Genomic DNA, 13,112 nt, shown 5'->3' with positions numbered 1-13,112 from the left:
TTATTTTTTATTATACTTTGCAACGAATTCCGAAAGCTTTTTCAGTTCCTCATCTGTACCTTTAAATACCCCTTTAGGCATTGAACCTTTTCCATCTTTCGCAATTTTAGCGATTTCTTCTGGTTTTAAAGTTAAGTTTTGCAAAGCCGGTGCTGCCGCCCCGCCCTGTAAATTGTCACCATGACACGTTAAACAAGTATTTTTTTGCATTAACTTGTAGCCGTCATCATTTTTATCAACTGGTGCTGTTTTTACAATTGCTCCTTGTTTTTTTGCAGCTTCCCAGTCGTGGTGTGCTACAGATTCCCAAGTTAAAAAGATAATCGATGCAATTGCTAAAAGCATAAACCCTGTTGCTACAGGACGCTTCAATGGCGCTCTTTCTGGGCCTCGATCTAGAAACGGAGCTAATAGTAACGCTCCAAACGCAATCCCCGGCATAATAAACGCACCAATTACAGTAAATGAGCCTGAAGCGTACGAATACTTTAATAACTGATACAAGAATAAGAAATACCAATCTGGAAGTGGTATATATCCTGCATCTGTAGGATCCGCCATTCTCTCAAGCGGTGACGGATGCGCCACTGTTAAACATAAATAACCGATTAAAAAAACTGCACCAACCATCCATTCTTTTAACAAGAAATTCGGCCAAAACGCTTCTGTTTTCCCTGGATATTCAGAATAATCTTTTGGAATATTTGGGTTCCGAGCTACCGGTACCCGAGAATCTCCTACAAACTTCATCCCTTTGCCGCGATGCATAATCTCCCTCCTTTTGTTCTTTCCCCTTTAATTTAGCAATCTCTTATAGCGGACCGGAAATACCTTGTTTGCGAATCATGATGAAGTGGAAGGCCATTAAACCTAGAAGTGCTGCTGGTAAGAAGAAGACGTGAATAGCAAAGAAGCGAGTTAATGTTTGAGCGCCAACAATTTCAGAATGACCAGCGAGTAATGTTTTAATATAAGGACCAATGAGCGGCGTTTGCTCTGCGATTTGAATCCCTACTTTCGTAGCAAATAAAGCTTTCATATCCCACGGTAATAAATATCCGGTAAAACCAAGACCTAACATAACAAAGAAAATAAGAACACCAACAATCCAGTTTAACTCACGAGGCTTTTTATACGCACCCTGGAAGAAAACTCTGAGTGTATGTAAAAACATCATTACAATTACGAGACTGGCACCCCAGTGGTGCATACCACGAACAATTTGTCCATACGCCACTTCATTTTGTAAATAGTAAACCGACTCCCAAGCATTTTTAATATCAGGCACATAATACATCGTTAAAAACATTCCAGACAAAATTTGAATTACAGTAACGAAAAAGGTAAGTCCTCCGAAGCAGTAGACGAATGCAGAAAAGTGATGCGCCGGGTTAACATGCTCAGGTACTTCATGATCAGCGATATCACGCCATATCGGTGTAATATCTAAACGTTCGTCCACCCAATCATAAATTTTATTTAGCATCTACTTTGCACCCCCTTTTGGCTTCGCTTTTCCTAAATAAAGTGTTCCATCTTTTACTTTGGATTCGTATACGTCAAGTGGAGCAAGAGGCGGTGTGCCTTTAATGTTCATCCCATCTTTTGTGTAACGTCCCCCGTGACACGGGCAAAAGAATTGATTAGGATGTGCTTTGTCCGAATTCCAGTTCACTGTGCAACCTAAATGTTTACACACTGGAGAAAACGCAACAATGTCTCCGCTTTCATCTTTATGCACCCAAGCAGATTTTGGCTCTTCAGACTTGTACCATCCGTCAACCTGCTTCACCTTAAAATCAAAGCGCTTCGGCTCTGTTGTAATATCCTTTACTTGTCCAACAGCAACCATATCTGTTCCCGCTTCTTTTCTTAACACCGGATCAAGCGCAAACCGCGTCATCGGCATTAAAATACCCGCCGCCATAAAGCCTCCTACCCCTGTAAGTGTGTAATTTAAAAACTGTCTTCTTGACACACGATGTTCTTTCTCGCTCACGAAAATTTCCCCCCTCTATCAGAAATTGTCCCCTCGTGAAAAAATTATATAAAAAATAAATACTAGGACACTATCATGATATAATACCCTCTTGTATAGGTCAATATCATACTACTCATAATAATAAGAACTTTCTGTTTATTTTTACCTTATCCATCTTTCTTCCAACATTACCATAATATTTTTTATGTGAGCACGAATAACTTCCCTTTTCGCTTGATCACTAAATTGCTCTAATGATAACGATGGAAACCAAAATAAATCACCCTGCAACTCTTGCATATCTTCTTTCCATGAAAAATCACTTGTCACATAGGCAATATGCTTAAAACCTTGCCTTTGCAAATGATCTGTCCATTCTTGCAAACGGTCTTTTTCATTCTTTTGGCTCTCTACCAAATACGTAAATGCGGGCAGTAAAAGCACTCTTCCTTTATACTCCCTTTCCAACTCCATACTCAAAGCCTCAATAAATTCACCTTGCTCTACAACCATTTTTATTTCTTTTGCTGCCGAAATAGACAAAAGGGGGATGATCCCTGTATCTACATACTCCCTCGCTTGCTCAAACTGTTCCACATCTTTTACAATCCATTTCACCTTTTCTCCCCTCCTCCACCTTAAATGACAGAACTTTCACTTTATATATATTAAACCATACTAAAAGAGGTAAAAAAAGAAAAACTACCTATTATTAAGTAGTTTTTCTTAAAAAGTCTGAAATTCGTAAAGATTACATAATCAAAATGAATTCTATAAAATTTTCAACTCTGCTGTTAACCTATGAAATGCTTCCTTATCTTGCTTATCCAAAGCTTCATCAATTTGTTTCAAAAGACGCTCTCTTCTAAATGAGAATACACTTTCTTCTAAAAATCGTTCTGCAAGCAATCGATCTTTTTCATTCACTTCAATATGCTTTGGCAAATATGGATTTTCTTCTAATACAGCTACATAGTTTGCATTTTGGAACGATGATTTAAAATTAAGCTGAATATAAATATCCTCATCTCGATTCAAACGAATATCATGAAACGACTTTTCTGCATCTGTTGTCATTACATTTTGTTTAAAAAAGTGAAACGGTGTGTCTTTCACACAATTCGCTGACATTACTAAGCCACGCGGACAATATTTTGCATGTTCTACGAAGTGGACTTTATGCATTAATTGATCGTGACTCATTAAATAATTCAAAATCCATACACATTCACGCTGTTTCAGTTGGTAATTATTCAAAAACCATTTTACAAAATCCTTCTTCTCGTTTACAGAAACAGGGGTATTCATAGCGATTAAGTCCCTCCTCTGTCTTGCTCTTTTCTTTTTAGATTCAAGAAGCGGCATTCAGTTTCCTTCCAACTTACGAAAAATCCTCTAAATTATATAACAATTCTTCAATATGAATTTGTGTCGGGTCTAGTTGTATTAACTGCGTAAATACTTCTTTCGCCTCTTTTCGCATTCCTTCTTCTAATAAGAAATAACCGTACTCTTCCAAGAAATCTGGATGATTCTTAAAAGAAGTATATGCACTTTCATAGTGTTTTAATGCATCCGAATACATTTCTAATTGTTTTTTTGCAAATGCAAGATCCCAAAGTAGTTGTGTATCTGGTTCTCCACTGTCAATTGTACGCTCTACAACTGCAATTAGCTCTTCGTATTTCTCTTGTTCTTTTAAGATATACGCATATTTTAATGTCGCACCTAAATGTCCCGGATCTAGCTCCAGCGCTTTTTGAAGCACTTCTTCTGCCTCCGCTATTTTACCTAATTTCGCCGCAATATTCGCTAATTCTACATAGAAAGGAACAGAAAGCTCATCTACTTTAATTCCTTCTTGAAGTGTTTCATAGCTTTCTTGAAGCATGCCTTCTTTTTCATAGCTTTTCGCTAAATACATGTATAACGATGCGTACTCAGGATCTAATTCTTTTAATTCTTGCCAAGCACCAATTGCTCTTTGATATTCTTCCCCTTGGTATAATGTGAAGGCATATCCAAATAGTGAGTGAATATCTTTTTGCTCTTCTAACCCCGCCTCATAGTAAGAGATTGCCTCTTCCCAGTTTCCAATAGCACTTAAAGTTTCTGCTAGACGAAGCGCAATGACAACACCGCCCATAACTTTATGTTCTGCTAGTAACGATTCATAATAAGTGATCGCCTTTTTCTCTTCACCTTTACTACTATATAATTCTGCTAATCCAAACGTAATAACAGGTTCGTCTGGCATCATTTCTTTCGCCTTTAATAGTTTTTGTTCTGCTACATCATCAAAACCTTGCATTTGGAATAAATCTGCAACAAGTAATAGCGATTGAACATATAGATCATCATTTTCTGGAATATCATGAAGCACTTCAATCGCTTCATCTTCTTTATCTAAATCAATATATAATTCTGCTAAAAATAATGTAAATTCACTTTCTTCTGGATATAACAAGCGTAAATCATCAATAATTGCTAACGCCTCATCCATAAACCCAAGTGTATGATAGTAACGAGCGATATCATACTTCTCTTCATCATTAGCAACTCGTAGTTGTTCTTTTAATAATTGTAATCCTTTTTCGGCTTCACCGTTTTCAATATAAGAAACAGCTTGTTCAAACTTTTGCATAAACGTCTCCTTTAATTCAAAAAATATTCTCTTCTGTTCATTTATCATAAGCAACTAGGTGTAAGAACGCAACCTTTTGAGTGAACTACCTCTTCCTATATTTGCTCTTATAGCGCAGCTAATTGTTCGAAAAATTTCGGATACGATACAGCGACCGCATCACTATTCTCTATTTTCACTTCTCCATCTATAATACACGATGCGATTGCAAGCATCATCCCAATACGATGATCGCCGTGACTATTAACAGTATTTCCTTTTAAACTTTGTTTACCATATATAATCATACCATCTGGTGTAGGTTCAATCTTCGCGCCTAATTTGCCTAATTCATCTACAACCGTATCGATACGGTTTGTTTCTTTTACTTTTAACTCCTCAGCGTTTTTAATAACAGTAATTCCTTCTGCCTGCGTTGCCAATAAAGCAATTACAGGAATTTCATCAATTAATCTTGGAATAAGAGTTCCACCAATTTCTATTCCTTTTAGTTTAGATGTTTCAATCGTAATATCTCCGCACGGCTCAAACTCTTCATTTCTAATATGATTGATAGAAATAAGTGCACCCATCTTTGTTAATACATCTAAAATCCCTGTTCTCGTCGGATTTAAACCAACGTTTTCCAATACAAGCTTACTATTTTGGACAATTGCACCAGCTACTAAGAAAAATGCCGCCGAAGAAACATCTCCTGGAACTTCTATGTCTGCACCTTTAAGTTGTTGTCCGCCTTGTAATGAAACAGTCCGTCCATTAACATCTACGGTACAACCAAATGCACGTAACATTCTTTCCGTATGATCACGAGATTGCATAGGCTCTGTTACTGTAGTTACGCCTTCCCCTTGCAAACCCGCAAGTAAAACTGCTGACTTCACTTGTGCACTCGCTACTGGTGAATGATAATGCATACCTTTTACCTTACCACCGCGAATAGATAAAGGTGTATATTGTCCGTTTTCTCTACCATCAATTTGAGCATTCATCTTACTAAGCGGGTCTGTAACACGTTTCATAGGACGTTTTCCAATTGATGCATCCCCAATTATCGTACTATGGAACGGCGTATTTGCTAAAATTCCAAGCATCAGACGAATAGTCGTCCCTGAATTTCCCACATCTAATACTTCTTTCGGTTCTTGCAAATTTGCTAATCCTTTACCATAAATCGTGACATCGTTCCCACTCTGTTCAATCTGGACACCTAGTTTTTGAAAACATGCAATTGTACTTAAACAATCTTCTCCTAATAAAAAATTTGATACTTTCGTCGTCCCTTCCGCTATCGCTCCAAACATAACAGAGCGATGTGAAATAGATTTATCTCCTGGAACAACAATTTTCCCATTCAAACTATTTTTTCGTCCTACTAGTTTCAAACTGTATCCTCCTCACATTTTAAATAGTTTATATGTACAATAGTTCTTCTTATACGTCTACTTCTATTGTAACGTTTTCTTTCTTGAACGTGCAAACAACTCCCCTTATTGCAGTTCAAATGAAAAAGGCTCCTGTTACAGGAGCCTTCACCATTTCTTAAGAATACGTTTCTTCTTTCTTTACTTGTTCTTTTACAAGTTCCGTAAGTAATTCAATAATCTCATCATTTTCTTCTTTTAATCCAACAGTAATACGAATACCATCATGCATACCAAATGCTGCACCAGAACGAACGATATATCCTTTTTTCATTAATCGTTCGAAAGCTTCATTACCAGGTATACCGAGTTTCAAGAAAATGAAATTCGTTTGAGATGGATAGTAGAATACGTTATATTCCTTACAAAATGCATAATATTGATTTAATCCTTCGGCATTTTTCTTCACACACTCTTGTAAAAACTGTTGATCCTCTATTGCCGCTACTGCTACCGCTTGGGCGATAGTTGATGTGTTAAATGGTAGTCTTGCTACCTCTAGCTGCCCAATAAGCTTTGCATCCCCAATCGCATATCCAATACGAAAAGCAGCTAATCCATATGCTTTTGAGAATGTGCGTAGCACCATAAGATTTTCGTACTTTTCAAGAAGGGGTAATGTTTGCGGATAATCTTCTGCCCCAGCATATTCATAATATGCTTCGTCCATAATAACGAGCGCTGACTTTGGAACTGATTCTAAAAATGAAAGTAATTTTTGTTTTTCTACATATGTACCTGTCGGATTATTCGGATTACAAATCCATACAATCTTCGTTTTCTCATCTACTTGCTGTAACATTGCATCTAAATTGTGAATACCATTTTCAAGTGGTACTTCCCGAACTTCCGCTCCTTCAATAACAGCATGATGATAATATTGTGAGAACGTAGGATTCGCCATTACAACATTTGTTCCGTTATGTAGCAAAGCGCGACTAATCATTTGAATGACTTCATCTAACCCGCTACCAAATAAAAGTTGTTCCGCTTTTACACTTAAATGCTCTGCTACTTTCTCACGAAGCTCAAAAGCCGCCCCGTCCGGGTAGAGTGCATATTGATTGGCTAACGAAGTTAATGCTTCTGTCACACGCGCAGAGCAGCCAAACGGATTTTCATTCGATGCTAACTTCACAATTTTTGACAATCCATATTCTCTTTTTACTTCTTCAATATTTTTCCCAGGTACATATGCTCTCAAAGTTAACAATTGCTCTTTTACTCTCACTTTTATTCCCCCAGTCATTGATATGATTTATAATTCCTTACTGTCATCTTTCATCATAACCGTCACCATTACGAGAATACCTTTAAATATGCATTTCATACCTGTTCTACCAACTTTTTTAGACCATATCCTTTTGAAATGCCTCTAACGCAATATGAACAGTCTCATCTGAAATAGATACGACATTCACTCCCCCATATTCCTGCATAAGCACCATATGAATTGTTCCAGCATTTGCTTTTTTATCTTGTTTCATCAACTGAACGAGACGTTCTACATTCAAGTCACTTGGCATTTTTGGATAACCGTATTTCAAGAACCACTGCTTCATTTCTTCATAAGAAAGATCAATTTTGTACACTTGCTCACTTAAAAACATGGCAAATAGCATACCAACCGCTACTCCATCACCGTGAGTAATATTTCCATATCCTAACTCTTTTTCAAGAGCATGTCCTAACGTATGCCCAAAATTTAAATGGGCACGTACACCTTTTTCTGTTTCGTCTTGCGACACAATATTCGCTTTCACAGGAATCGCCTTCGTTAATATATGAATTAACTTTTCATCACGAAGATCCGTTAATGTTTGCACTTCTTCTTTTAACCAATGATATAGCTCTACATCACCAATAAGAGCATGCTTTATCACTTCTGCATAACCTGATCGCCACTCTTTTTCAGGAAGTGAATGTAAAAATGGCGTATGATATACAACAGCTTCTGGCTGATGAAACGCTCCAATCATATTTTTTCCTAGTGGATGATTAATTGCTACTTTCCCGCCTACTGCGCTATCATGAGCTAATAAAGTCGTTGGAACTTGAACAAAGCGAATACCACGCATAAACGACGCGGCAACAAATCCAGCCAAATCTCCAATCATTCCGCCTCCAAGTGCGATGATTAAAGAATTTCTATCTAATTTATTTTCAAGAGCCGAAGTGTGAGCCTCATAGAAATTTTCAAAAGACTTCTCTTTTTCGCCACTCGGTACAACAAACGAAAATACTTTTTGCTCTACTTGCAATGCATCAACAACTGTCTGTAAATGCAGTGATGCAACAGCTTCATCAGAAATAATCATTATGTTAGATACAGCAGGATTCATTTTTTGAATAAGCGTTGTTAAATGTAACAACGCCTCCCTTCCAACATGTACATCATATTCTTTTGATTTCGTTTGAATATGTATGTTCTCCATTAAAATCCCCTCGCATATTCATTATGTTTCTCAATATTTTCACGTATAAGATCGATACGATCCAATCCAAATTGTTCAATTAAAGCTGTCGCGAGCTCCCAAGCGACAACAGCTTCAGCCACAACGCTAGCTGCCGGTACTGCACAACTATCTGAACGTTCAATACTCGCTGTAAAAGGTTCTTTCGTATCAATATCAATACTTTGAAGCGGTTTATACAATGTCGGTATCGGTTTCATAACACCGCGCACAACAACCGGCATACCAGTTGTCATGCCACCTTCTAATCCACCTGCATTGTTCGTTTTTCTTCTGTATCCTTGCACTTCATCCCAAAGGATTTCATCATGTACTTCACTTCCGGGTCTATGTGCTGCTTCAAAACCAATTCCAATTTCAACACCTTTAAAAGCGTTAATACTCATAATTGCCGCTGCTAATTTTGCATCTAATTTTCTATCATAATGTACATAGCTACCTACTCCGATTGGCATTCCTTCTACAACTACTTCAACAATACCACCGATAGAATCACCATTTGCCTTCGCATCATCAATTGCTTGCATCATCTTTTTACCGGCCTTTTCATCTAAACAACGTACAGGAGATACTTCTGTAGTACTTTGTAATTCCTCAATAGAGTTATATGTGATATTTTCTGCCTGTACACCACCAATCTCGACAACATGTCCCGCTACTTGTACACCTAATTCCGCTAATATTTTTTTTGCAACTGCACCAGCTGCAACACGAACTGTCGTTTCACGTGCGGAAGAACGTTCTAATACATTCCTCATATCTCTATGACCATATTTAATCGCACCATTTAAATCTGCGTGTCCAGGTCTAGGTTTCGTAACTTGCCTTTTCATTTCTTTCTCTTCCTGCTCAGTTAACGGCTCTGCACCCATAACCTTTGTCCAATGTGTAAAATCACGATTTTCAACAACAAGTGCAATCGGGGACCCCATCGTCTTCCCATGCCTAACACCACTTACAATTTGCACTTGGTCTTTCTCAATTTGCATGCGTCTACCGCGTCCATATCCTTTTTGTCTTCTAGCTAATTCTTCATTTATATCATTCGCTACTAAAGATAATCCTGCCGGAACACCTTCTAAAATTGTCGTAAGTTGCGGACCGTGGGATTCACCAGCTGTAATATATCGCATACGTTATTCCTCTTTTCGCATATGTATTTATCCCGCTACATAAAGTAACTATATTATCTTCCATCACTCTTTAAAATACAAAGAAATTATATAGTAAATCGAGTATTTGCTTTCCCTACTTGTAATTATTCTATTATTTTCATAATAATAGACCTTTTACTTTACATACCAATATATCATAACAGTCCTAACTTCGTAACTGATCGAAATAAAAAAAAGTGCAAGAAGAATACCCCTATTCTTCTTGCACTTTTTACTATTATCACAGTTATTAAAGCGTTTACAAATTATTTCAAAATAATTAGTAAATCCATTGATTCATTAATTTTGAGTAGTCTACTAATTCTTCTTCCTTAAAGAAAATAGCAATCTCGCGCTCTGCACTTTCTAAAGAATCCGAACCGTGGATAATGTTTTTCGCAACAGTTACACCGAAATCTCCGCGAATTGTTCCCATATCAGCTTCATGTGGGCGTGTTTTACCCATCATATTGCGTGCTGTATCTACTACATTTTCACCTTGCCATACCATTGCGAATACAGGGCCAGATGTAATAAAGTCTACTAATTCACCAAAGAAAGGTCTTTCTTTATGCTCACCGTAGTGTTGTTCAGCAATTTCCGGAGTAACTTGCATTAATTTTGCACCAACTAATTGAAAGCCCTTTTTCTCAAAACGAGCTACGATTTCCCCAATGAATGCACGTTGTACACCGTCTGGTTTTACCATTAGAAATGTTTTTTCCATAAAAAATCTCTCCACTTCTGAATTATGTATGTAATTGTATATCCCCACACACATAGTAACACCCTTATCACAATTGTGCAATAGTTTTGAAATAGAGAGATTATTTTATTTTTTAGAAAAATCACTAAAATTTTCGTTTTCCAATATACTTTGCAACATTTTGCAACGCGTACTTCGCCTGTCCACGAGGGAGTGGTTTTATTATTTCTAATGCTTTATGTAAATAACGTTCACTAAACGAAAATGCTTTATCAATAGCTTCGCTCGCTTTAATATCATCAATAATTTCTTTCATTTCACTTGCTGTTGTATTTTCATGCACAGATGTAATTTTCTGACGAAGAACTGGATCTTCCATGGCATACAAAACAGGTAATGTAATGTTACCTTGTAATAAATCACCACCAGCAGGCTTTCCAAGCTTCTCTTCTGTCGATACGAAATCTAAAATATCATCAATAATTTGATAAGACATACCAACAAAATATCCATACCAAAATAGACGATTTACAGTATCACGATTAGCACCAGCAGCAATCGCTCCCAACTGACAACTCGCGGCGATTAACAATGCTGTTTTTCGTTTTATCCTTCTTAAATACGTTCTTAAATTTTGATCATAGTTATACTTATCTTTAATTTGTTCGATTTCACCTTTACAAACTTCTAAAATTGTATGAGACAACGCTTGATGTGCATCTGGAATTTCTATATTTGTTATACATTCAAGAGACTTCGCAAACAAGTAGTCTCCTGTATACATTGCAATACGATCTCCCCATTTCGCATTCACTGTTGCGCTACCGCGTCGTAAAAACGCAGCATCAATGACATCATCGTGAACAAGCGAAGCCATATGAATAAGTTCTAATGCAACCGCAACATGCTTAATTGCATCTAACTTATAATCCCCAAATTTCCCTGCAAGCAAAACAAAAACAGGGCGAATCCGCTTCCCACCTGCTTCAATAAGCTGTAATGCCGCTTCTTCTACTAACGGCTGCTCAGAAGCAACTATCTTCTTCAATTCTTTTTCTATAACATTAATATCCGATCGTAAAAAAGAGTACATAAGTTGTAACTTCATATTGTTCACCTTAACCTAAAACGTCTTTTTTCTTTTTTCTATTTTGATTCTGGTTTAATACCTAAATGCATAGCTGCTACACCAAAAGTAAATGGTTTCACTTGCACATTCTTAAGCCCAGCTTCTTCAAACATATTTGCTAACTCTTTCATCCCTGGGAATGTACTAGCAGATTCCTGAAGCCATGAATATTCTTTATAACTTTTCGCAAACATCTTTCCAAATAACGGCATGATATATTTAAAGTATAAGACATATCCTTGACGAAAACCTATCATCGTTGGTTGGGATGTTTCCAGGCAAATTACTTTTCCACCAGGCTTTACTACACGCGTCATTTCTTTTAATACTTGCATGTAATCCGGAACGTTACGTAACCCAAAACCAATCGTTACATAATCAAATGTATTATCTTCATAAGGAAGTTCCATTGCATTTCCATGCATAAGTTCTACTTGCTTTAATTCTAAAGCTTCTACCTTTTGTTTACCGACAGCTAGCATATTTTCGCTAAAGTCTAAACCGTAAACCTTCCCATCTTCCCCTACAGCTCCCGCTAGTGCAATTGTCCAATCTGCCGTCCCGCAGCATACATCAAGTGCCTTACTCCCAGGTTTCACATCCATAATTCGCATCGTTTCTTTACGCCATGCCTTATGCCTTTGAAAACTAATTACAGAATTCATCACATCGTATTTATCAGAAATTTTCTCAAATACGTCATGTACTCTTTCTTCTTTTGATTGTTGCATGCTCGTACCTTCTTCCAATGTAAAGTTGCTTATGTCCTTGATTTATCTCTTAACATAGAAATTATCTCATTAACTTCTGTATGATTCTCTAAAAAATTTTCTTCCTGCTTTCTCATTTCCATAAGCCATTCATTAATAACTGTTTCTAGATTTTTATCGTCATCCAATGAGATTTTTTGGACCGCTTGAAAAACAGGTGAATTTTGTTTATCCGCATACAATTGACACTCTTTTTGAAGACGATTTTTTCCTAACACATAAGTTATATATGGTTTCCAATTAGATAAATGAAAATGATCACATGTTTTTTGCAAAAGCGCAGATTCAATTATTACTACACTTTCCATTATGTCTTGAATCGCCACATGTGCTTTTTGATATAGCATAATTTTATGTTCATTAATCTCCTTAATTCCTTCAGCAAGTGCACGAATTAAGATAATATCACAATTCATTGACAATAAGTAATAGTATAGACCACTATAATAATCCCCTGCAAGAACTGTCAATTGACGACGCTTATGGAATCCACTCGTCTCTTCGTTTGCTTTATTTGATACTTTTTCATGTGTATCAAGAGCAATTTGTACAAGCATAATCGTTACTACATAATGATCAATTTGTTCTTTATGTATATTTGCACTTTTTAATGCACCGTATAACAGCGCTATTTTTTCTTCATCAATAAATGGTTCTTCAATATAGTTTATAAAATAAGGATGGCGTAATTTCTCCATCAATTTCTCTTTAATACCCGCATACCCTCCGTAGATGTCACACACAAAAAATCACCCTTGTTTTCTAATTCATAAAATTTATTATAACACATACATTCTATTTTCTATAATCAAAACTTGGCTACTTCTGCCAAA

Annotated in this window: 14 protein-coding genes; all 14 read right to left on the bottom strand. The window is 36.7% G+C overall.

What is annotated here, in order from left to right:
* A complete protein-coding gene (qcrC, locus tag NSQ47_RS02545; RefSeq protein ID WP_002158583.1) occupies positions 1-768 on the bottom strand; it encodes a menaquinol-cytochrome c reductase cytochrome b/c subunit in 768 nt (255 codons plus the stop codon).
* A gap of 43 nt (positions 769-811) precedes the next feature.
* A complete protein-coding gene (gene qcrB / locus NSQ47_RS02540) occupies positions 812-1,486 on the bottom strand; it encodes a menaquinol-cytochrome c reductase cytochrome b subunit (protein ID WP_000932700.1) in 675 nt (224 codons plus the stop codon).
* Positions 1,487-1,999, bottom strand: coding sequence for a menaquinol-cytochrome c reductase iron-sulfur subunit (qcrA, locus tag NSQ47_RS02535; RefSeq protein WP_002158584.1), 513 nt, complete (start codon positions 1,997-1,999; stop codon positions 1,487-1,489).
* A 144-nt stretch (positions 2,000-2,143) separates the two neighbouring features.
* Complete coding sequence (locus NSQ47_RS02530; protein WP_341036012.1) at positions 2,144-2,599, bottom strand: YpiF family protein; 456 nt, start codon at positions 2,597-2,599, stop codon at positions 2,144-2,146.
* A 153-nt stretch (positions 2,600-2,752) separates the two neighbouring features.
* On the bottom strand, positions 2,753-3,289 hold the full coding sequence (locus tag NSQ47_RS02525; RefSeq protein ID WP_002086615.1) for a ReoY family proteolytic degradation factor: 537 nt from the start codon (positions 3,287-3,289) through the stop codon (positions 2,753-2,755).
* Positions 3,290-3,362: 73 nt separating this feature from the next.
* Complete coding sequence (locus NSQ47_RS02520) at positions 3,363-4,625, bottom strand: tetratricopeptide repeat protein (protein ID WP_002202607.1); 1,263 nt, start codon at positions 4,623-4,625, stop codon at positions 3,363-3,365.
* Positions 4,626-4,732: 107 nt separating this feature from the next.
* Positions 4,733-6,007 (bottom strand): 3-phosphoshikimate 1-carboxyvinyltransferase, encoded by a 1,275-nt coding sequence (gene aroA / locus NSQ47_RS02515; protein ID WP_002158587.1) that lies wholly within the window; start codon positions 6,005-6,007, stop codon positions 4,733-4,735.
* A gap of 157 nt (positions 6,008-6,164) precedes the next feature.
* The gene (gene hisC, locus NSQ47_RS02510) at positions 6,165-7,277 is read right to left on the bottom strand and encodes a histidinol-phosphate transaminase (RefSeq protein WP_016104331.1); all 1,113 of its coding nucleotides are present in this window, start codon (positions 7,275-7,277) and stop codon (positions 6,165-6,167) included.
* 118 nt (positions 7,278-7,395) lie between these two features.
* Entirely contained in the window at positions 7,396-8,481 is a 1,086-nt protein-coding gene (gene aroB, locus NSQ47_RS02505) for a 3-dehydroquinate synthase (protein ID WP_002158589.1), read from the bottom strand.
* Entirely contained in the window at positions 8,481-9,653 is a 1,173-nt protein-coding gene (gene aroC, locus NSQ47_RS02500; protein WP_078181440.1) for a chorismate synthase, read from the bottom strand. The genes aroB and aroC overlap by 1 nt, the downstream gene beginning before the upstream one ends.
* A 301-nt stretch (positions 9,654-9,954) precedes the next feature.
* Positions 9,955-10,401, bottom strand: coding sequence for a nucleoside-diphosphate kinase (ndk, locus tag NSQ47_RS02495; RefSeq protein WP_002064527.1), 447 nt, complete (start codon positions 10,399-10,401; stop codon positions 9,955-9,957).
* Positions 10,402-10,525: 124 nt separating this feature from the next.
* Positions 10,526-11,488 (bottom strand): heptaprenyl diphosphate synthase component II, encoded by a 963-nt coding sequence (gene hepT, locus NSQ47_RS02490; protein ID WP_341036009.1) that lies wholly within the window; start codon positions 11,486-11,488, stop codon positions 10,526-10,528.
* Between the two features lie 38 nt (positions 11,489-11,526).
* A complete protein-coding gene (gene menG, locus NSQ47_RS02485) occupies positions 11,527-12,240 on the bottom strand; it encodes a 2-heptaprenyl-1,4-naphthoquinone methyltransferase (protein ID WP_002158591.1) in 714 nt (237 codons plus the stop codon).
* 29 nt (positions 12,241-12,269) lie between these two features.
* A complete protein-coding gene (locus tag NSQ47_RS02480) occupies positions 12,270-13,022 on the bottom strand; it encodes a heptaprenyl diphosphate synthase component 1 (RefSeq protein ID WP_002117667.1) in 753 nt (250 codons plus the stop codon).
* Positions 13,023-13,112: the final 90 nt, after the last annotated feature.

Origin of the sequence: Bacillus sp. FSL R10-2780 (assembly GCF_038006125.1) — a bacterium.
In the GTDB taxonomy this organism is placed as follows: domain Bacteria; phylum Bacillota; class Bacilli; order Bacillales; family Bacillaceae_G; genus Bacillus_A; species Bacillus_A cereus_U.
This window is presented reverse-complemented; position numbering and strand designations above follow the sequence as displayed.

Coding starts and splice junctions, on each gene's coding strand:
- qcrB (WP_000932700.1), bottom strand. CDS start 1,486: ATGCTAAATAAAATTTATGATTGGGTGGACGAACGTTTAGATATTACA.
- qcrC (WP_002158583.1), bottom strand. CDS start 768: ATGCATCGCGGCAAAGGGATGAAGTTTGTAGGAGATTCTCGGGTACCG.
- aroB (WP_002158589.1), bottom strand. CDS start 8,481: ATGGAGAACATACATATTCAAACGAAATCAAAAGAATATGATGTACAT.
- aroC (WP_078181440.1), bottom strand. CDS start 9,653: ATGCGATATATTACAGCTGGTGAATCCCACGGTCCGCAACTTACGACA.
- NSQ47_RS02525 (WP_002086615.1), bottom strand. CDS start 3,289: ATGAATACCCCTGTTTCTGTAAACGAGAAGAAGGATTTTGTAAAATGG.
- ndk (WP_002064527.1), bottom strand. CDS start 10,401: ATGGAAAAAACATTTCTAATGGTAAAACCAGACGGTGTACAACGTGCA.
- menG (WP_002158591.1), bottom strand. CDS start 12,240: ATGCAACAATCAAAAGAAGAAAGAGTACATGACGTATTTGAGAAAATT.
- NSQ47_RS02520 (WP_002202607.1), bottom strand. CDS start 4,625: ATGCAAAAGTTTGAACAAGCTGTTTCTTATATTGAAAACGGTGAAGCC.
- hepT (WP_341036009.1), bottom strand. CDS start 11,488: ATGAAGTTACAACTTATGTACTCTTTTTTACGATCGGATATTAATGTT.